Raw genomic sequence first — 20,586 nt, forward strand, 5'->3', positions numbered from 1 at the left:
AGGCGAAATTTGTTGCTAGATTATTGCCAATCTTCATCTTTACTGGGCTTTATTGGATTTTATCCAAACATCCCAGCCTTTTTTAAGCAAAACAGCCATTACTAAGCATGCTAAGCCCAACAATGTAATCAAGCCTAAGTGGTGTTGAATGATACCAAGGTGCCCAAAATAATAACCGGCTAACACGCACACTAGCACCCACACTAAGGAACCGATGACGCTTGAATAGAAAAATCGATGCAATTGCATATGAGATACGCCCGCAAGAAATGGCGCAAGCGTACGAATGACTGGCAGAAACAAAGAGAAAATAAAGCTTTTTTCACCATGTCGCTCAAAAAATTGACGCGTTTTTTTCAGCGCAGATTCATTCGGCCATGCTAGATACCGTGTGAATAATGCATGACCAACCGTGTTCCCCAGATAATATCCCAATAGACTGCCTAGTACGGCAGCTGATACTAGGACAACCAATAGTAGAATTAGGCTAAGTTGTGAGGCTGCCCACACTGCGCCGCATACAAATACAAAAGGGTTGCCAGGTAAGAAAAATAACGGCAGCACGCCCACTTCTAGGAAAACAACTGAGAAGACAATCAAATAAATCCAACCGGAATACATGCCTACCAAGGCCGGCAGATGTGCATCAAAGTTGGTGATCAGCTGCCAGAGTTGCACGCTACGTGACCGCTCTACATTCCGCCAATACAGTTTCTGGCGTAAGTTTGACCGCGCAATAGATTAACAGTGGAATAATGATGACTTCATCTAGCTGACCAATCACAGGCAGGAAGTCTGGAATCAAATCAAACGGTAACAGCAAATAACCAATGGCCAACCACAATAACGCTTTTGCTAATGCAGGCGTTTGTGGGTGCTGTTGTAAGCGCCGATAGAAATCAAACTCAGCCTTGAGTTTACCTGCGATTTCTTTTAGGCGCTGTAGCATGAATAATTAAACAGGTAGCGGCTGACCGGTAAGTTTTTCAAACGCTTCCAGATATTTATCAGAAGTACGTTTGGCAACATCGTCAGGCAACGCTGGGGCTGGTGGGGATTTGTTCCAGCCCATGCTTTCTAACCAATCACGTACATACTGTTTATCGTAACTGGGTGGATTACTGCCCACTTGATAACTTTCCAATGGCCAGAAACGTGATGAATCGGGTGTCAGCACTTCATCCATCACATGCAGGACGCCCTTCTCATCAAGCCCAAATTCAAATTTGGTATCGGCGATGATAATGCCCTTGGTCAGCGCATACGCGGCGGCTTCTGAATACAATTGAATAGCGACTTTAGCCACTTCTGCCGCACGTTCAGCACCAATCAAATCAGCACATTGCGCCAACGTAATATTCTCATCATGCTCACCTACTGCCGCTTTGCTTGAAGGTGTAAACAAGGGTGTCGGCAATTGTGAAGCCTCTTGCAAGCCTGTAGGCAATGCAATGCCGCACACTGTACCTTTGGCTTTATATTCTTTCCAGCCACTGCCTACTAAATAGCCACGTACAATCGCTTCAATCGGCAAAGGTTTAAGTTTTTTTACCACCACGGCCCTGCTACCTAATTGCGCTTTATCTTCTGGTGTCGACACCACATCATCAGGATCAATACCGGTTAAGTGATTAGGTACAACATGTGCCAGCTTTTTAAACCAGAAGTTAGCCATTTGCGTCAACATGGCCCCTTTGTTCTGAATCCCGGTCGGTAAAATCACATCAAATGCAGACAAGCGGTCTGTACTAATTAGCAACATGGTGTTTGCGTCTATATCGTAAATATCACGCACTTTGCCTTGATGAATGCGTTTAAGACTGCTGAGACTGGTATTCAGTAATGGTGATGTCATGATGAGTGATTTAGCAAGAAAGAACGTTATTATAAATTGCGCATGGCTTTGAAGCTATTTTTTTACGGTGCTGATGTGTTCACTTGTGGCGCGCCAATCTGAATCACCTTAAGCGAGTTTGTCCCACCCAAGGTGCCAAAGGGCTCACCATAGGTCACCAACACTTCATCTCCTGTATGTACCAGTTGCGCTGCTGTCAGCACAGACTCGATATCCGAAAATATTTCATCTCGACTGCGGTCTTGCTGGCAAATCGCAAATGGGAACACATTTCGGTGCAATGTCAGCTTACGACGCGCGTGTAAATCGGGCGACATGGCGTAAATAGGTACGGCGCAATCTGCACGCGATAACCACTGTGCAGAGTTGCCAGAGACGGTAAGCGCTACAATCGCTTTGACGCGATAGTTACGCGCAGTAAACACAGCGGCGGCGGCAATCGCTTCATCCACGCGGTGATGCTCATGCGCTCTGCGCTCAATATGATGCATACTTTCGTATTCTTTTTCGGCTTCCAAGCAAACGCGGTCCATCGCCTCTACCGTTTCCACAGGGTAATTACCACTAGCTGTTTCAGCAGACAACATCACAGCATCGGTGCCATCCAGCACAGCATTGGCGACATCTGACACTTCTGCACGGGTAGGAATTGGATTGTGGATCATGGATTCCATCATTTGTGTGGCCGTAATCACCAACTTATTACGGGCTCGTGCTAAGCGAATAATGCGTTTTTGCAAGCCAGGCACTGCGGCATCTCCAACCTCAACACCCAAATCTCCGCGTGCCACCATCACCACTTCAGAAGCATCGATAATGGATTCCAAGTGCTCAATCGCCTCGGCCCTTTCAATTTTAGCCACCAAACTGGCATGCCCACCGGCTTTTTGTATGAGCGTGCGTGCACGCGCCATGTCAGCTGCATTTTTAGGGAAAGAAATAGCAATGTAATCCGCATCGAGCGCAACGGCCGTTTGAATATCCGCAATGTCTTTGGCCGTGAGCGCCTCAGCCGCCAAACCGCCACCTTGCAGATTAATGCCTTTGTTGTTAGAAAGCTCGCCGCCGGCCAGCACCACGCAGTAAATTTGATTGCCGCGTACGCGATTCACTTCCAGCGTGATGCGTCCATCATCTAGCAACAAAACAGTGCCTTCTTTTACCTCACGTGGCAGGTTTTGGTAGTCCAATCCAACACGCTGCTGATCACCCAGCGCACAGTCGGCATCCAGCACAAACAAATCGCCACTTTTGAGCGTGACGCTTTGATGCTCAAATTTACCAATGCGCACCTTAGGCCCTTGCAGATCACACAGCACGCCCACATGCAGCTGCATTTTTTCTGCAATAGCGCGCACCAGCGCGGCACGTTCCATGTGCGACTCAGCAGTACCGTGGGAAAAATTGAGTCGCACCACATTGACGCCAGCACGTAGTAAACGCGCTATCTTTTCCTCGGAAGCACTTGCCGGCCCCAAGGTTGCCACAATTTTTGTTTTTCGTTGCATAGTCGTATTCCCAAAAGCCAAAAGGGAAGTAACATGACTTCCCTTGTTTGACCAGTATCTTTGCATTTAGATTCGCTACATTTGACGCATGTGCTCTTTATGTTGCTTTAGCATCAAACACACGCTTCAATGACAGGCACCCAGATAGATGCGTTAAACAGACTCGGCGAAATCTAAATCCTCCATTTGGATAATTCTGACAGGCGCTTTGTATTTTGAAATATGCTGCACCAACCGTATTAAATTAGAAGTATATCCATACTCATTATCGTACCAACTCACAATTTTGACAAAGGTTGGATCAAGCATAATGCCTGCGTCCGCATCAAAAATACTGGCGGCAGGCGCACCGCGAAAATCGGTTGAGACTACTTTTTCATCGGTGTAAGCCAGCACACTTTTAAGATGCGTGTCTGCCGCAGTTTGCATGGCCTCACAAATGGCCTCATAAGTGGTAGGTTGCTCTAGCTCAATCGTTAAATCCACAACAGACACATCTGCCGTCGGCACACGCATGGCCATCCCGGTCAGTTTTTTATTGAGTGCAGGAATCACTTTACCCACCGCTTTTGCCGCGCCAGTACTCGACGGAATGATATTCTCAAATACACCGCGGCCACCACGCCAGTCTTTGTTGGAGGTACCGTCTACGGTTTTTTGGGATGCCGTTGCTGCGTGAATGGTCGTCATCAAGCCACGCTTAATGCCAAAGGCATCGTGCAGCACTTTGGCAATAGGCGCCAATGCATTGGTGGTACAAGAGGCGGCGGAAACAATGGCCTCCCCTTTATAATCTGCATGGTTCACGCCATACACAAACATAGGCGTGTCATCTTTACCTGGCGCTGACTGCACCACTTTTTTGGCGCCTTGCTGAATGTGGGCTTGGCAAGTCGCTTGCGTTAAGAACACGCCGGTGCACTCTACTACTACGTCCACACCGGCAGCTGCCCAAGGAATATTGGCAGGGTCGCTTTCGGAAGAGAGGCGTATTTTCTTGCCGTCCACTACCAAGAACTCGCCCTCAAAATGCGCATCGTATTGAAACCGCCCATGCACAGAGTCATACTTCAGCATATAGAGCATGTATTCAGGGGCTTCGATACCGTTAATCGCAACAATATCGATGTCGCTGAACTCTTCTTCATTCATCACCGCACGTAAAAACATACGGCCAATGCGCCCAAATCCATTAATACCTACACGTACAGCAGCCATGATTGGTTCTCCAAAACATTCAGCATTACTACGGTTTAAGCAACTTTAATGCTAGATTCAAAAAAAATAGCCTCTATTGAGGCTATTTCAATATCAGGATTGTAAATTGCGTGAATGACACTCTAATGAATGAGTGCAAAAATTGAAGTAAGTTCGCAACAATCTTATCGTGATGACTGGCTACGCTGCTCTAAAATTTCTACCGCGGGCAGTTTTTTACCTTCTAAAAACTCCAAAAATGCCCCTCCTGCGGTAGAGATATAACTGACTTTATCGTACATATCGTACTTCTGAATCGCAGCAATGGTATCGCCACCACCCGCAAGGGTAAAGGCTTTGGTGGTTGCAATGGCATTGGCAATGATTTTGGTGCCAGCGCCAAATTGGTCAAATTCAAACACCCCTACCGGGCCATTCCACACCACTGTACCGGCGTTCATAATAATGTCCGCCAGCGCTTGTGCAGACTTTGGCCCAATGTCAAAAATCATGTCATCGGCTGCAACATCGGCTGCATTTTTTAATACAGCAGGTTCATTGGCATCAAATTTTTTGCCACAGACAACGTCCTCAGCAATCGGAATTGTTGCACCACGATTGGACATTTTTTCCATTAATGCCTTAGCAATGGGCACTAACTCATCTTCATTCAGTGATTTTCCGATTTGTTTTCCAGAGGCTTTTAAGAACGTGTTGGCAATGCCGCCACCCACCACCAATTGATCTACTTTTTCGGACAGGCTTTCTAGTACCGTGAGTTTGGTAGACACTTTACTGCCGCCAACAATCGCTACCATTGGACGTGCTGGACTCAGCAGTGCTTTGGTCAACGCTTCCAGCTCTTCTGTCAGCAGAATACCCGCGCAGGCTACCGGGGCAAACTTGGCAATCCCATGGGTAGAGGCTTCTGCACGGTGCGCAGTACCAAATGCATCCATGACAAACACATCACACAAGGCCGCATATTTCTTAGCCAGCTCATCATTATTTTTCTTTTCACCTACATTAAAGCGACAGTTCTCGAGCAGAATGAGTTGCCCATTTTCAACCGTCAAGCTATCTTCAGGGGCGTTGGGCGCGAGCCAATTTTTGACTAAACGCACTGGTTTTCCCAATTTGGCCGCCATGACATCCGCCACTGGCTGCAAAGAGTTTTCAGCAGAGTACACACCTTCTTCCGGACGACCTAAGTGCGAAGTCACCATGACTTTGGCCCCGGCTTTCAACGCAAACTCAATGGTCGGCATCGATGCAGTAATACGCGCATCCGACGTGACTTTACCATCGGCCACGGGGACATTTAAGTCGGCACGGATAAAGACGCGCTTACCTTTTAAGTCTAAATCCGTCATTTTGATGAACTGCATGATGTACTCCTAACATGTGAAGCAACGCATTTGCCGCTGCGAGATAGTCGATGAAGCAAGAAAGATGCGAGATACCGTGAGGCATCTCGCTTTTACCGCTATTTTGAAATATGTTGTACTAAACGCATCAGGTTGCAGGTGTATCCGTATTCATTGTCATACCAACCGATGACTTTGACAAACGTGCTGTCCAGCATAATGCCAGCATCGGCATCAAACACGCCAGCTTCTGGGCTGCCACGAAAATCCGTAGAAACCACTTTATCACTGGTGTACCCAAGCACACCTTTCATTTCACCTTCCGATGCCGCTTTCATGGCGGCACAGATGGCTTCATAGGTAGTTTCTACATTCAATTCAACCGTTAAATCCACTACGGAAACATCCGCGCTTGGCACACGCAACGCCATCCCGGTCAGCTTTTTATTCAGCGCTGGAATGACTTTGCCTACTGCTTTGGCTGCGCCAGTGCTGGAAGGAATAATATTCTCGAACACGCTACGGCCACCGCGCCAATCTTTTTTAGAGGTGCCATCTACCGTTAATTGCGAAGCTGTAGCCGCGTGCACTGTGGTCATCAAACCACGCTTGATGCCAAAGCTGTCATTCAACACTTTGGCTAGCGGCGCCAAGCCATTGGTGGTACAGGAAGCAGCAGAAATCACCGCCTGCCCTTGATACTCTTGATGATTCACACCATAGACATACATCGGCGTGTCGTCCTTACCCGGTGCAGATTGCACTACTTTTTTGGCACCACGCTTCAGGTGAGGACTACATGTATCTTGTGTTAAAAACGCACCGGTAGACTCGACCACGACATCTACACCTCCAGCCGCAGTCCAATCAATGTTGGCGGGATCACGCTCAGCAGTCAGGTATATCTTTTTATCGTTGACTAACAAGTGCCCGTTGTCTGCTTCTACCTTTGCGTTAAAGCGTCCATGTACAGAATCATATTTCAGCATGTACATGATGTATTCAATGTCATACGAACTATTAATAGCCACTATCTCAATATCACCAAACTCTGCTTCTAGAACTGCTGCACGCAATACCATACGACCGATACGGCCAAAGCCGTTAATACCAACACGAACCCCCATAATGACCCCTAACATTGCTTTTTTAATGAACTACTTTACTTACGCTCAGTTTACCAAATAATGGTGCGCTCTTACAGAGGCCCTTTTGGGTAATACCAAGCTAAATCAAAGTACTATTCATGTTTTTGGCACGATTTAGCAGCATGAACTACATTTTTTTACAGTGTGCCTACAAGGTGATTAGAAAATGTGCATCACTAGAATGGAAAACGTGTGATCAGCCGCACCCAGAATACGTTTGGTCGTAAGAGATGATGGTGGGCATACGCGGAAACATAACCGCACAACCATCATGAAAAAAGGCGTATGCCATATACGCCTTTCTCTCTTAGCAGTTGAATGAATTAACCTTTCAAGCTCTTGCTGACGATCTCAAATACATCATTCGACAAGTCTGGGGTATCTAGCACCACTTGCAGAGCGGCTTGCATGTGCGCCTGCAACGCAGGGGTATAGCGTTTCCATTCACGTAATGGCGTGACCATGCGCGCAGCGATCTGCGGATTAATCGCATTCAATTCAATAATCGCATCACGCAAGAAGGTGTAGCCTTCGCCGCTAGGATCATGAAATTTAACCGGATTGTTAATAGCAAACGCGGTATATAAGGAGCGCACTCGGTTTGGATTCTTGAGGTTAAAGTCAGCATGGTTACGCAGCATGGTTAGGTCATCAAAAATCTGCGCACGATTGGCAATAGCCTGCAACGAGAACCACTTATCCACCACCAAAGGGTAATGTTTAAAACGCGCATAAAAGTCAGCCAAGGCTTCCGCACGTTGTGGCTGACTACTATCGGCTAGGCAAGCCAAAGCAGTCACGCGATCCGTCATATTATCTGCAGCATCGTAATGCGCTTTGGCAAGCGCAGCACAACCGGTACCGTTAGTAGAAGTAATTATCTCCAGCACAGCGCTTTGCAAGGCACGGCGGCCCATGGCTTCTGGGGTAATCAAGAACTGGCCGGGATTACCATTGGCGTCATAAAGCGCTTTCAATGCCACTTTATGCGCACGTTTAATCTGATGAATAATCGCAGTACGCGCCGCATCAATGGCAGCAGGATCAATCACAGCCTGATGCTGACCTATTACGCCTATCATTGGTAAAGTCAACGCACGTGCTAGCAAGGCTTTGTCGCCCTTGCCTTCAAGCCCTTGCGCAACCAATGCACCAACGTCAGCCACATATTGTGAAATATCCGCATCCGGGTTGGCCATCACGCGTTCAATCGTACGCAACGCCAATGTTTGCCCGGCTTCCCATTTGTTAAAGCCATCGGTGTCGTGCACTTGTAATAAACGCAAATCATCGTCACTTAAATCTGTCACCAACTTCACGGGTGCCGAGAATCCACGCAAGATAGAAGGCACAGGCTTAGCGGCAATGTCATCGAAAGTGAATGTTTGCTCACGCTCGGTTATTTCCAGTACACGGGTGGGCAGAATTTCTTTTCCGGCTGCATCTAGCAGGCCTACGGCCACCGGAATATGTAGCGGTTGCTTATTGGTCTGCTCCGGCGTATCTGGCTGCGATTGCTGAAAGCTCAGCGTATAACGTTGCTGTGTAGCATCGTACTGGCTGCTGACTTGCAGCGTTGGCGTACCCGCCTGCTTATACCAGCGGAAGAATTGCGACATGTCGCGGCCGGAGGCATCGGCCATACATTGCACAAAATCATCGCAGGTGACTGCGTGGCCGTCATAGTGGTCAAAATACAAATCAGTCGCCTTGCGGAACGTCTCGGCACCCAGCAAAGTATGCTGCATGCGGATCAGCTCTGCGCCTTTTTCGTAAATGGTTTTGGTGTAAAAGTTGCTGATCTCAATAAATTGGTCAGGCTGCACCGAGTGTGCCAACGGACTGCCATCCTCTGGGAACTGCAAGCGACGTAAGCCGTTCACATCATCAATCCGCTGCACCGCGCGCGAATTCAAATCCGCACTGAACTCCTGATCACGGAACACGGTAAACCCTTCTTTCAAAGATAGCTGAAACCAGTCACGACAAGTCACGCGATTACCAGTCCAGTTGTGGAAATACTCGTGACCAATCACGCCTTCCACGCTCATAAAATCGCTGTCGGTCGCGGTTTCCTGATGCGCGAGCACCAGCGCCGTATTGAAAATATTCAGCGAGGTATTTTCCATCGCGCCCATATTAAAATCACTTACCGCGACAATATTAAATAAGTCGAGTTGATACTCGCGGCCGTACACTTCCTCGTCCCACTTCATCGACTTTTTCAGTGACGCCATCGCGTGGTCGCACTGCTTTTCATCGCCCGCCCGCACATAAATATGCAAATCCACCTTGCGGCCCGTCATGGTCGTAAACGTATCCGCCACGCGCTCCAAATCACCCGCCACCAGCGCAAACAAATAACAAGGTTTAGGAAAAGGGTCATGCCAAATGCGGAAATGACGGCCACCCGGCAAACCGCCCTCTTCTTGCAAATTGCCGTTAGATAGCAGCACCGGATACAACTTGGCATCCGCCTCAATGCGCACGGTAAACACACTCAATACATCCGGACGGTCTTGATAATACGTAATGCGTCTAAAGCCTTCCGCCTCGCACTGCGTGCAATAGTTACCTTGCGATTGATACAACCCTTCCAGCGCCGTATTCGCCGCCGGATCAATCTCACTGACAATAGTTAGCGTAAATTCATTGCCTGGGTTCGCTATCGTCATCTGTCCATCAGCCACGGTATAGCCATCAAATAGTTGACCATTTATTGAGACCGAAACGATTGTTTGGTCATCACCATCCAACATCAGATTACTTGAAACACCAGCCGGATTCTTTACGTACATCACTTCAGACGTGACCATAGTTTTACCTGGCAACAGGTTAAAACTCAAATTGACCTGCGTAGCTAAATATGGCGCAGGTGTGTAGTCTTTAAGGTAAATGGTTTTTGGTGCAACAGCGTTTTCGGTTCGCATGTGAAAAGACCTGAGTTAAGTATTAATTAATATTATATTTGAGAGTGCTTATTAATAAATTGGTTTTTCTCCCACAGGTAAATTCATTTGGCTACCAAGCTAAACTTTAAAACAGCATAACCGTTATACATATTAATTACCTTGCAAAAATTAATTTTGCAAGGTAAAATTTGCAGAGAGAAAGTGGGGGATTATATGAATATCGAAGTTAGGTCATTAGTGAGAAAGCGCTTAGTACATCTGCGTGAATCGCATGATGTTACCCAAGAAAAACTTTCGAAAGCTATGGGAATGGGTAGTCGCCAAAGTCTAGCAGAGCTAGAGGCAGGAAAGCGATCCATTCAACCTCAAGAGTTAATCGCCGCCGCTGACTTTTTCAATGTACGTTACTCTTACTTCACCGATCCACTGGAGCTTGCCGGAGAAGCAGAGTTTTCATGGAGGAAGTCATCTGCTTGTGAGAAAGAATCCATTGATGATTTTGAAAAAATGGCCGAAAAATGGATTGCCACGTATCGTCATCTTGGCAACAAAATGGTTGCCCCTGTGATCTCTTTACTACCAAGAGTAGAACTTTCAAAAAACAGCACTTTTGAAGAGGCCTACCGAGAAGGTAGCAATGTCGCTGTAGCATTGGAGTTAGGCGATATCCCAGCAAACAACCTCACATCTGTTCTAACAGAAAAATTAGGCATCTTGATCTTATTTTTAGACATATGCCCAGAAATTTCTGGTGCTGCTTGCAAACTGGGATCATTAGACACAATTATGATTAATCGGAACGAAACTCCTGCTCGCAGAAACTTCGACTTAGCGCATGAGTTTTTCCATTTAATTACTTGGGCAACTATGCCGCCAGAACGAATAGAGGACACAGAAAACAGTGCAGGATGGAAAAAATCTAGAATAGAGCAGCTAGCTGACGCTTTTGCTGCAGGACTATTAATGCCGGAATCGAGTTTACTAAACTACGTTAAATCATATGGCATGCCAAGTAAAGATAATATCGAATGGATTGTCCATGCAGCTGCCTATTTTAAGGTAAGCGGGTCTGCAATGAAGTGGCGTCTGACCTCTCTAGGATACTTTACGCCTGCAATTGCAAGGAAAATTGACGATACTTTGTTACGTTTTGAAATTGAAGAAGAACATCCAAAACTATTTAGCTATTCATTTACTCAACGAATAGGTTGGGCGATTGACCATGGTGTAATGTCAGTACGCAAAGTAGCCGACGCTCTTCGTATGACAATTGATGACTTAAAAGACTTATTTACAAGTCACGGCTTAATAGCGCCTTTTGACTTATAAGGTGTACGTAATTGTTTCAACCTCGCGATATCGTCTTAGTAGATACTAATGTGATTCTTGAAGCACATAGAGTTAAATGCTGGAAACAAATTGCAAATTATTTTCATCTGCACACCGTAGGAAAAGTTATTGAAGAAACTCAAACCGGTTACCAGAATAGACGTGAAGAACAAACAATAGACTACCAACTACTTAAGAAATCATTTGCTCATATTGAAGAGATTCCCGAACAACTTTTAGTAGAGTTTGAATTGCATAATAATGGTGACTGTGGTCTGCATGCTGGGGAAATGTCGTTAATTATTTACGCTCATGGCTACAAAGGTAATATTTGGTTTTTAAATAGCCCTGATAAAGCCACAGTAAACTATGCCTGTACCCAAGGATGGAAAGACAGATTAATCTCCTTAGAGGCTATGACAAAGCATTTAAACCTGAAACTATCTGTAGGTCTTCATCAGAACTACACAGATACGTGGCTTTCTCAACAAAAACTATTTTTCTTACAAAATATATCAAATAATAAATAAGTCTTTAATCTACGCCCAAGTGCGTTATATTTGGCTTAAATCTTCCTCACAAGCTCAGATTTCAACTTCAATCGCACCCAATCTATCAATCTTGGCTTGATAGATTGGAAACCTAAAGACGTAAAAAAACCGCCTCACTAGAAGGCGGTTTTTTATTTGCAGCTATCTGATCTAATTACAGAACAGATTTTACTGTGTTCACTACGTTTTCTACTGTGAAACCGAAGTGTTTGAACAGTGCGCCGCCTGGTGCAGATTCTCCGAAGGTATCGATACCAACTACTGCACCTTCCAAACCTACATATTTACGCCAGAAGTCTGGGTGAGCAGCCTCAACAGCCACGCGTACAACGCCTGGCGTTAATACGCTGTCTTTGTAAGCTTGGTCTTGACGGTCATATACGTTTGTAGATGGCATAGAAACCACACGCACTTTAGTACCGGCAGCATTCAATTCAGCAGCCGCTTTCACAGCCAAATCTAACTCAGAACCGTTAGCAATGATGATCACGTCTGCTTTACCTGCAACGTCAGAGAACACATAGCCACCTTTGCGGATTGCAGCAAAGTCTTTAGCATCGTGTTTAACGCCTGGCAAGTTTTGACGTGAAAGCACCAAGCTGGTTGGGCCTTCTGCACGCTCAACTGCTGCAACCCATGCAATGGTTGTTTCTGTCGCATCAGCTGGACGCCATACATCCATACGTGGGATGTAACGTAAGCCAGATGTGTTTTCTACTGGTTGGTGCGTAGGACCGTCTTCACCTTGGCCGATAGAGTCATGCGTCAATACGTAGATGACGCGTTGGTGCATCAATGCAGACATACGCATGCCGTTTTTCATGTAGTCAGAGAACATGTGGAAGGTACCGCCGAATGGCAATAAACCACCGTGCAATGCAACACCGTTCATGATTGCTGCCATACCGAACTCACGTACGCCGTAAGAGATATAGTTACCTGGCTCTTTACCACTGACGTGTTTGAAGCTAGCCGCCGCTGTTAAGTTAGAACCTGTTAAGTCAGCAGAACCGCCTAAGAACTCTGGCAATAATGGGGCTAATGCAGTAATTGCATTTTGTGATGCTTTACGTGAAGCAACACCTTCAGCTTTTTCGTTGATAGCAGCGATGATTTTGTCTGTTTCTGCTTTCCAGTTAGCTGGCAGCTCATTGCTCATACGGCGTTTGAACTCTGCAGCTTCTGCTGGGAATGCTTTAGCGTAAGCGTCAAACTTAGCGTTCCAATCAGATTCGCGTTTAGCGCCTTTGTCTTTTTGGTTCCAACCAGCGTATACATCTTCTGGAATTACGAATGGCTCTGCACTCCAGCCAATTTCAGCACGTGTAGCTGCAACTTCGGCTTCGCCTAATGCAGAACCGTGGCAATCGTGTGAACCGGATTTGTTTGGAGAACCTTTACCAATGATTGTTTTACAGCAAATCAATGATGGTTTGTCTGTTACTTTTTTAGCTGCTTCGATGGCTTTTTGAATTGCATCTGCATCGTGACCATCTACAGACTGAACGTGCCAGCCGTAAGCAGTGAAACGACCTGCAGTGTCATCGGTGTACCAGCCTTCGATATGACCGTCGATAGAAATACCGTTGTCATCCCAGAATGCAACCAATTTACCTAAGCCCCATGTACCTGCCAATGCGCAAGCCTCATGAGAAACGCCTTCCATCATACAACCGTCGCCCAAGAACACATATGTGTAGTGGTCAACAATGTCGTGGCCTGGTTTGTTGAATTGGCTAGCCAATAATTTCTCAGCCATTGCAAAACCAACACCGTTTGCAATCCCTTGGCCTAATGGACCAGTCGTTGTTTCAATGCCTTCTGCATAGCCGTACTCTGGGTGACCAGCACATTGTGAGTGCAATTGACGGAATGTTTTGATTTGTTCCATTGGCAGGTTGTAGCCTGTCAAATGCAACAATGAGTAAATCAACATAGAGCCATGGCCGTTAGACAACACGAAGCGGTCACGATTTGCCCATTTTGGGTTGTTTGGGTTGTGGCTCAAATTGTGGTTCCACAACACTTCTGCAATTTCTGCCATGCCCATAGGCGCGCCTGGGTGGCCGGAATTTGCTTTTTGTACTGCATCCATTGATAACGCACGGATGGCGTTGGCTAGATCGTTACGCGTTGCCATTGTAGTCTCCCGAAAAATTAGTAACTTGAGGTCTTATAGTTAATGCAATAAAACCTTGCTTGAATTCTTAAAAAAGCGGTGATGAATAACCACTTTTTTGCAAAGGCTAAATTATTGCTTAGATAGGCAATTTGGGCAAGCAGAACATCAGTGATTGACGTAGAAGAATTGCTCCCAAAGACGCATATTGCTGTACACCAATGCATTACTCCCGCCATAGATATGGTCGGGAGCTAATGTAAATTTTAATAATATGCGCTTATGTTCTATTTATGGATAAACCACCATCTACTAATGATGCTGTGCCGGTCACAAATGAGGCGTCATCGGAAGCCAGATAGAGTACTGATTGCGCAATCTCTTCTGGCTTGCCCACGCGTTTAAGTGCGTGCATACCAGTTAAAAATGCCTGTGCTTCTGCGGTATTGTTTTTCTCGCGATACATATCAGTATCTACAGCACCTGGCAACACCGCATTCACTCTCACGCCTTTAGGGCCATACTCGGTTGCCAACGCCTGTGTTAGCCCAATCAAGCCTGCTTTGCTCGCAGCGTAAGCTGCAAACTCAGGAAAAGCAGCGCTATAGCCCACAAACGTAGAGGTGAAAATGATAGAGCCGCCGCCTTGTTTAACCATTTCCGGAATTTGATATTTAGCCCCTAAAAATGCACTGGTTAAGTTGATTGCCAATGTCTCGTTCCAGCCTTGCTGTGAGACTTCATGTGTGGCACCGATCTCACCCAATGTGCCTGCATTATTAAAAGCAATATCTAGCTTGCCAAAACTTTGAACCGTGAGCGCTACCAGCGATTTGGCAAACGCTTCTGATTGCACATCTCCCGCAAATGCGATGGCCTCACCGCCATCTGCCACGATTTCTGCCACCAGCGCAGCCAACTCTGCCTCACGCCGTGCGGCTACCACTACTTTTGCGCCATGGCTGGCAAATAATTTTGCAGTGGTACGGCCAATTCCTGAACTTGCGCCGGTCACAATGGCGACTTTACCTGCAAGGCGTTGATAAGTGTTATTTGTAGCGTTTGTCATGATGAACTCCTTAAATTAAATGAATGATGTATTGCAACGACGAGTTCAGTATGCATGTTTGATTTGATTAAAAATAGCCACTAATAATTACAAATACTTTATACTAAAAGTATAAGATTGATTGGGCTATCCGCCATGGAAACATTAAGTAGCATTGAGTCATTTGTACGCAGCGCCGAGCTTGGAAGCTTTTCTGCCGCAGCACGCAGATTGAGTCTTACCCCAGGTGGCGTGAGTAAAAATGTAGCTAAGCTAGAGGCAGATTTAGGCGTCAGGTTATTTCACCGTAGCACCCGTAGCTTGACGCTCACCGAAGCTGGGGAGCAATTTCTAGCACAAGTGGCGAGTGGATTAGATGCCATTCAATCAGCCATTGCTAGCACGAGCACTGTGGCTGGGCAGCCTGCGGGCACGTTAAAAGTGGGGATGGCAATGGCTTTTGGACGCGACCATATTTTGCCTTTACTCGGGCAGTTTTTGGAGCGCTACCCAGCCATCAAACCTGATTGGCGCTTTGATAATCGTCAGGTCGATTTAATTGGCGAAGGCTTTGATGCGGCGATTGGCGGCGGGATCGATATTGCCCCCGGCGTTGTAGTCAGGGAGCTGGCTAAAATTCACTTAATACTCGTCGCCTCACCACAATATCTCGCGCGTAAGTTCACCCCGAAATCACCTGCTGATTTACAGCAGCTTGATGCACTGATCCGATACTCTCAAACAACCAATCGCACTACGCCTTGGCATCTTAAATCAACCACAGGCGAGCAAGTAAGCATAGAGCTTCCGCCACGCATTACATTGAATGATCCCGAAATGTTATGCAATAGCGCAATCGCCGGACTAGGTATTGCGCATGTCCCGATGCCACATGCATTACGACACTTGGAAAATGGCGTTTTGGTGCGAGTCTTGCCCGAGTGGTATACAGAAGCAGGCGCTATTTGTTTATATTTTGCAGCAAAAAAACTCATGCCAGCCAAAACCAGAGTATTTGTAGATTTTATTGTAGAGATGTTTCGGTCTCAACAGCTTGCTGAAAAGTGGTCAGCTATCCGCACTCAGCCGTCACTGTAGTCCAACGTCAGCCAATTCTTACGGCAATATCAGCCATTTTCTTATTCTGCATACCGTTCTATCGCCGTACATTGGCACTGTGTTTTACACACTATCTTTTTGAACCGTTAGAAAAGGAACTATCATGAAATTAAATTTGAAAAAACTTTTGATTGCGAGTGTTTTAACCATGCCTTTGATTGCTTTAGCTGCGGATGGCGATCCTGTCTCAACCAAGTTGAGTGATTCTGTGATTACAGCAAAAGTAAAAGCAGAGTTTGCCAAAGATAAAACCGTGAGTGCAACAGACATTAAAGTTGAAACAGATAGCAAAGGCTTAGTACAACTTTCCGGTACAGCTAAATCACAAGTTGAAGCAGAACAAGCGGTGAAAATTGCTAAAAACACCAAAGGTGTGACTGCAGTTAAAAACGATATTGTTGTGATCCAATAGTTACTATTGGATGGGGATTGTATTACGGAGAGGGTGAAACCACTTACGGGGCCATGTGCCCCGTCTTTTTTACGTAGCTACAGAGTTTTATGCACCTAATGCGGCCAATACCATTTCAATGGCACGGCAATTGCCTTTGGCATCATCAAACGTAAGTAAGGGCGCGCGCTTATTCAACACGCAATCGCTAAAGTGCTCAATTTCCAAATTAAAGTGATTGGCTTTGGGTAGTACTAGCGTTTCTGTCTTACCGCCGGCTTCCCAGCTCACTATTGGATCATCCGTTGGGTAAGCCCACATATTGTGGCATTTGACCCAACCTTTATCCCCAATGATTTCGTATTCCGCTTTGCGTCCGCGCTCAAAACTCACATCAAAATGACCATAACGTGCACGGCCTTGCGCATCCGCACCAAAATCCAAAATGCCACTCGTCACCACATCAGCACCGTGCTCGTTGAGTTTGCCGTAAGCCACGACTTTTTTCGGCTCAGCAGGTACACCGTTTTGGGCGCTATTGTTCAAACCCATCGCCCAGCGTAAAGCATGAATCGCATAAGGTCCAATATCCCACATCGCACCGCCACCATCCACCATGCTTCTAGTGATACGGTACATACGTGCTGGTTGCATTAGAAAGGAGAAACTGGCGCGGCAAGAGAGCACATCGCCAATTACCCCACTGTCAATCAACGCTTTGATCTTGGCATGCTGCGGATGAAAGCGATACATAAAGCCCTCCATCACTGTCACGCCCATGGCTCTAGCCGCTGCTTCAATCGCACCAATATCTGCCAATTGGGTGGTCATCGGCTTTTCAATCAGCACATGCTTGCCCGCTTGAATGGCCCTGAACGCCCACTCGGCATGCTCCTCATTCGACATCGGGCAATAGATGGCTTCCACATTGCTATCGGCAATTAAACTATCTAAATCGTCATAACAAGTCACACCATCTGTGCCCGGCTTATATTTTTCCAGCGTGGCTTTGGCGGCACCTGCACGTCTGCTTGCAATCGCCACCAATTGCGAATTGGATGCTTCTACGATAGCGGGAAGTAAGCGCTCATTAACACGTGCAGCCCCGAGAATACCCCATTTAACTTTTTGGTTATCCATGACAACTCTCCATAAAACTTCCCCATCTCAAGAAAAACCAGTCTGCATGTCTCAAAAACTTCAAATGGAGTCAAACGTTACTTGACTCCATAGAACTAAGACTTAAGACTTACATACACACGCCGCCCTACAAGTACAACGCTAAAATCTCTTTAGTCCAATTTGCTTCTTTATCAGTACGATTTTGTATCAATGCCCACTGATCTTGCAAATAAGCGCGGGTTTCAGCTGTATCGATATCTCCCAATGCTTTTAGTGCCATTGCACGATCCTGCCATAGGCCTGCTTTTGATGCATAGAGTTTTTTAAGAAAATCAACTTGATCAGACGCTTTTAAGATACCAAGAGATGAAATTGCAGCCAGGCGCACATATTCGTTTGAGTGCACACTATATTTCACCAACTCCGGAATTGCGAGCGCATTGTTACCAAAACCAAGTTGGTAGACATCCAGATAAGCGCCACCTTCATCAGCACCGCTGCTTTGATTGATCTTTTGTACTAAACTTTGCACTTGATCATCGCTGATTGCACTGTTAAACAACTGCTGGTTAAGCTTGGCTGCAAACTCCTTTGTTAACAAACCAAGTGGGGCGTTATATGTTGGATCAATGATTTCATCGAAACTCCAGACTGGCACTTTGCCACGCTTGATATAAGCGGTTACCCGTCGTGGGCCTTGTGGTGTTTCCACCTCAGCACGTAACGATGTAAATGTTACAAAAGGAGAAAAGCCATTAGACCGATAATTTTCGATATGCAGTCGTTTAATCAATATACTAGTAGCCGCTGTCGGCTCAGTAGCCAATGTCACCGGCAACCCTCTAGCTGCCATTTCTTTTACAGTATGTTGCGCAATCCACGGTATCGCATCAAATGGTTTGTTATCGTAAACCATTTGCATAGGAATGGTACCGCCTAGAAGCTTTGCTTTATCAGATGCGGCCTGGTCGTCTTTAAAGAAAAGTGCTGTTTGTTTAACTGCTTCAACCTGATGTGAAGCATTAGATGGTGAAGGATCTTTGATAGGCACCTTCATATTGAGAGCACAGCCCGACAATAAAAGTAGCGACATCATGGTAAGCATCAAAGAGCTGGATTTGTAGATATTTTTAAACGCATGCATAGTTGGGTCCTTTAGTATTTTTATTAAGTGTTTAAGCAATCGCCGCTTAGCCTCCTTACGACTGCGCTCACATTATAGGGACTGCAATGCAAACAATCTACCAACCTAACAGTGCGACAGTTACAGCATGTGCACTTCTGAGCTTGGCACATCCACATGCCAATTATCCCAGTAGGTAAACTAAAAACTTAAACAATACTGCTAGGTATTCCCTGAGAAAATTATGCTAAATTTTCCACTTAATGCTACAGCCTATACTCGCAATTTGTTCTTTTGGCCCTTGTCCAGTTTCTGCTATCAACTTCATCGCTTTGAATAGATCGCGCGTACTCTCAGGCGCGGTTTCTTTGCGGCTTTCGTCAAAGCGACCACGATATTGCAGCGCAAATTGGTTGTTAAAGCCAAAAAAATCTGGGGTACAGACTGCGTCATAGTTTTTAGCGATTTGCTGCGTTTCGTCCAACAAATAGGGGAAAGGAAATACCATTTCTTTAGCAATTGTCTGCATATGTTCAAAGCCATCTTCGGGATAATCGGTGGGATCGTTAGACATAATGGCTACCGTGTTCACACCCAAAACTTGCAGCTCCCTAACATCTGCAATCAGGCGCGGTAGTATGGCTTTAACATAAGGGCAATGATTACAGATAAACATGACGAGCAGCCCATGTTTACCCATGACGTCATCGCGTGAAACCGATTTCCCATCCACATTCAACAGCCTAAAGTCAGGCGCTTGCCAGCCAAATTCACATACCGGTGGGTTGATACTTGCCATACTCTACTCCAATCAATCGAGACCTATGCACGCATGTCTGCACTTGTGAATACATTGTTAAAAAATAGCGAAAAATCCTCATTTACCACTTGTAAACTCCGATTTTTGCTATTTTTCGCCTCGTCTTCACTGCGTTCGCCTATGCTTGCATAGGTCTCTCAAACTATAATCAGCATGTTACCATTTTTCACTTTATGCCACATGTCACAACACCGTTTTTACTGCCCTGACAAACTTGCTGCAGATGTGACCGTATCGCTACCAGAAACCGCTGCCGCACATGCAGCACGCGTGCTGCGCATGCAAGTAGGCGATACTGCGATTTTATTTAACGGTGATGGTTTTCATTACAATTGCCAGTTCACAGCCGTTCAAAAAAACTCCGTCACCGCCAAGGTTACTTCTAGCGTAGCAATCACCAACGAATCACCGCTTGATATTCTGCTACTACAAGGCATCTCCAGTGGCGATCGCATGGATTACACCATTCAAAAGGCAGTAGAACTGGGCGTGGGTGCGATTCAACCGATTGCTACCGAGCGTAGCGTAGTCAAACTAAATCAAGAACGCGCTGAAAAACGCGTGGCGCATTGGCAACAGATTGTCATTTCTGCCTGTGAGCAATCTGGCCGTGCATATGTGCCAGAAGTTTATTCACCACTGTCGCTGAACCAGTGGCTAGCGCAACATCCGCAGCAGACCACATGTCGCATTTTACTTAATCCATTAGGCGCAAAACAGTTAGCTAAACTACCCAAGCCTGCTAGCCAGATTCAGCTCTTGATTGGTGCCGAGGGTGGATTAAGTGCCAATGAAATTGAAACAGCGGTCGCGCATGGATTTCAATCTATTTTACTTGGCCCGCGTGTATTACGGACAGAAACAGCCGCACTCGCAGCGATTGCCAGCATGCACACGCTGTGGGGAGATTTTTAGCTGCATTTTTTGCTTCCCATTGAAATAATTTGTATTAATTACAAATTTTATATAAAATAATT

18 protein-coding genes are annotated in these 20,586 nt (G+C 46.0%); 5 read left to right on the plus strand and 13 right to left on the minus strand.

What is annotated here, in order from left to right; translation table 11 throughout:
* Positions 1-39: 39 nt before the first annotated feature.
* The 8 genes from A3Q3_RS0107120 to pepN form a co-directional block, all read right to left on the minus strand.
* A complete protein-coding gene (locus A3Q3_RS0107120) occupies positions 40-678 on the minus strand; it encodes a VTT domain-containing protein (protein WP_020182892.1) in 639 nt (212 codons plus the stop codon).
* 1 nt (position 679) lies between these two features.
* The gene (locus A3Q3_RS0107125) at positions 680-949 is read right to left on the minus strand and encodes a YkvA family protein (RefSeq protein WP_020182893.1); all 270 of its coding nucleotides are present in this window, start codon (positions 947-949) and stop codon (positions 680-682) included.
* Positions 950-955: 6 nt separating this feature from the next.
* Positions 956-1,855, minus strand: coding sequence for a phosphoribosylaminoimidazolesuccinocarboxamide synthase (locus tag A3Q3_RS0107130; protein WP_020182894.1), 900 nt, complete (start codon positions 1,853-1,855; stop codon positions 956-958).
* 62 nt (positions 1,856-1,917) lie between these two features.
* Positions 1,918-3,363 (minus strand): pyruvate kinase, encoded by a 1,446-nt coding sequence (gene pyk, locus A3Q3_RS0107135; protein ID WP_020182895.1) that lies wholly within the window; start codon positions 3,361-3,363, stop codon positions 1,918-1,920.
* A gap of 153 nt (positions 3,364-3,516) precedes the next feature.
* A complete protein-coding gene (gene gap, locus A3Q3_RS0107140; protein ID WP_020182896.1) occupies positions 3,517-4,581 on the minus strand; it encodes a type I glyceraldehyde-3-phosphate dehydrogenase in 1,065 nt (354 codons plus the stop codon).
* Between the two features lie 164 nt (positions 4,582-4,745).
* Positions 4,746-5,948 (minus strand): phosphoglycerate kinase, encoded by a 1,203-nt coding sequence (locus A3Q3_RS0107145; protein WP_020182897.1) that lies wholly within the window; start codon positions 5,946-5,948, stop codon positions 4,746-4,748.
* Between the two features lie 98 nt (positions 5,949-6,046).
* A complete protein-coding gene (gene gap, locus A3Q3_RS0107150) occupies positions 6,047-7,054 on the minus strand; it encodes a type I glyceraldehyde-3-phosphate dehydrogenase (protein ID WP_020182898.1) in 1,008 nt (335 codons plus the stop codon).
* Between the two features lie 344 nt (positions 7,055-7,398).
* Complete coding sequence (gene pepN, locus A3Q3_RS0107155) at positions 7,399-10,005, minus strand: aminopeptidase N (RefSeq protein ID WP_020182899.1); 2,607 nt, start codon at positions 10,003-10,005, stop codon at positions 7,399-7,401.
* Positions 10,006-10,200: 195 nt separating this feature from the next.
* Here pepN and A3Q3_RS0107160 point away from each other — a divergent pair, with 195 nt between their 5' ends.
* Both A3Q3_RS0107160 and A3Q3_RS13760 read left to right on the plus strand, forming a co-directional pair.
* Positions 10,201-11,316, plus strand: a complete 1,116-nt coding sequence (locus A3Q3_RS0107160; RefSeq protein WP_020182900.1) for an ImmA/IrrE family metallo-endopeptidase — start codon at positions 10,201-10,203, stop codon at positions 11,314-11,316.
* Between the two features lie 11 nt (positions 11,317-11,327).
* Complete coding sequence (locus A3Q3_RS13760) at positions 11,328-11,846, plus strand: hypothetical protein (RefSeq protein WP_020182901.1); 519 nt, start codon at positions 11,328-11,330, stop codon at positions 11,844-11,846.
* A gap of 175 nt (positions 11,847-12,021) precedes the next feature.
* Here A3Q3_RS13760 and tkt read toward each other — a convergent pair whose 3' ends face one another.
* Both tkt and A3Q3_RS0107175 read right to left on the minus strand, forming a co-directional pair.
* Positions 12,022-14,007, minus strand: a complete 1,986-nt coding sequence (gene tkt, locus A3Q3_RS0107170; RefSeq protein ID WP_020182902.1) for a transketolase — start codon at positions 14,005-14,007, stop codon at positions 12,022-12,024.
* A gap of 259 nt (positions 14,008-14,266) precedes the next feature.
* The gene (locus A3Q3_RS0107175) at positions 14,267-15,055 is read right to left on the minus strand and encodes an SDR family oxidoreductase (protein ID WP_020182903.1); all 789 of its coding nucleotides are present in this window, start codon (positions 15,053-15,055) and stop codon (positions 14,267-14,269) included.
* A gap of 135 nt (positions 15,056-15,190) precedes the next feature.
* On the opposite strand from A3Q3_RS0107175, the gene A3Q3_RS0107180 reads away from it, so the two are divergent.
* A complete protein-coding gene (locus A3Q3_RS0107180; RefSeq protein ID WP_020182904.1) occupies positions 15,191-16,132 on the plus strand; it encodes a LysR family transcriptional regulator in 942 nt (313 codons plus the stop codon).
* A 124-nt stretch (positions 16,133-16,256) separates the two neighbouring features.
* Entirely contained in the window at positions 16,257-16,565 is a 309-nt protein-coding gene (locus tag A3Q3_RS0107185; protein ID WP_020182905.1) for a BON domain-containing protein, read from the plus strand.
* Between the two features lie 87 nt (positions 16,566-16,652).
* Here the strand turns inward: A3Q3_RS0107185 and A3Q3_RS0107190 are convergent, their stop codons facing one another.
* From A3Q3_RS0107190 to A3Q3_RS0107200, 3 genes are all read right to left on the minus strand, one after another.
* Entirely contained in the window at positions 16,653-17,684 is a 1,032-nt protein-coding gene (locus A3Q3_RS0107190; RefSeq protein ID WP_020182906.1) for a Gfo/Idh/MocA family protein, read from the minus strand.
* 127 nt (positions 17,685-17,811) lie between these two features.
* Complete coding sequence (locus A3Q3_RS0107195) at positions 17,812-18,810, minus strand: HEAT repeat domain-containing protein (RefSeq protein WP_020182907.1); 999 nt, start codon at positions 18,808-18,810, stop codon at positions 17,812-17,814.
* A gap of 226 nt (positions 18,811-19,036) precedes the next feature.
* Positions 19,037-19,588: a thioredoxin family protein gene (locus A3Q3_RS0107200; protein ID WP_020182908.1), complete on the minus strand. Its 552-nt coding sequence runs from the start codon at positions 19,586-19,588 to the stop codon at positions 19,037-19,039.
* Between the two features lie 201 nt (positions 19,589-19,789).
* Here A3Q3_RS0107200 and A3Q3_RS0107205 point away from each other — a divergent pair, with 201 nt between their 5' ends.
* Positions 19,790-20,524, plus strand: a complete 735-nt coding sequence (locus tag A3Q3_RS0107205) for a 16S rRNA (uracil(1498)-N(3))-methyltransferase (RefSeq protein WP_020182909.1) — start codon at positions 19,790-19,792, stop codon at positions 20,522-20,524.
* The last annotated feature ends 62 nt before the right edge of the window (positions 20,525-20,586 follow it).

Origin of the sequence: Methylotenera sp. 1P/1 (genome assembly GCF_000384355.1) — a bacterium.
In the GTDB taxonomy this organism is placed as follows: Bacteria; Pseudomonadota; Gammaproteobacteria; order Burkholderiales; family Methylophilaceae; genus Methylophilus.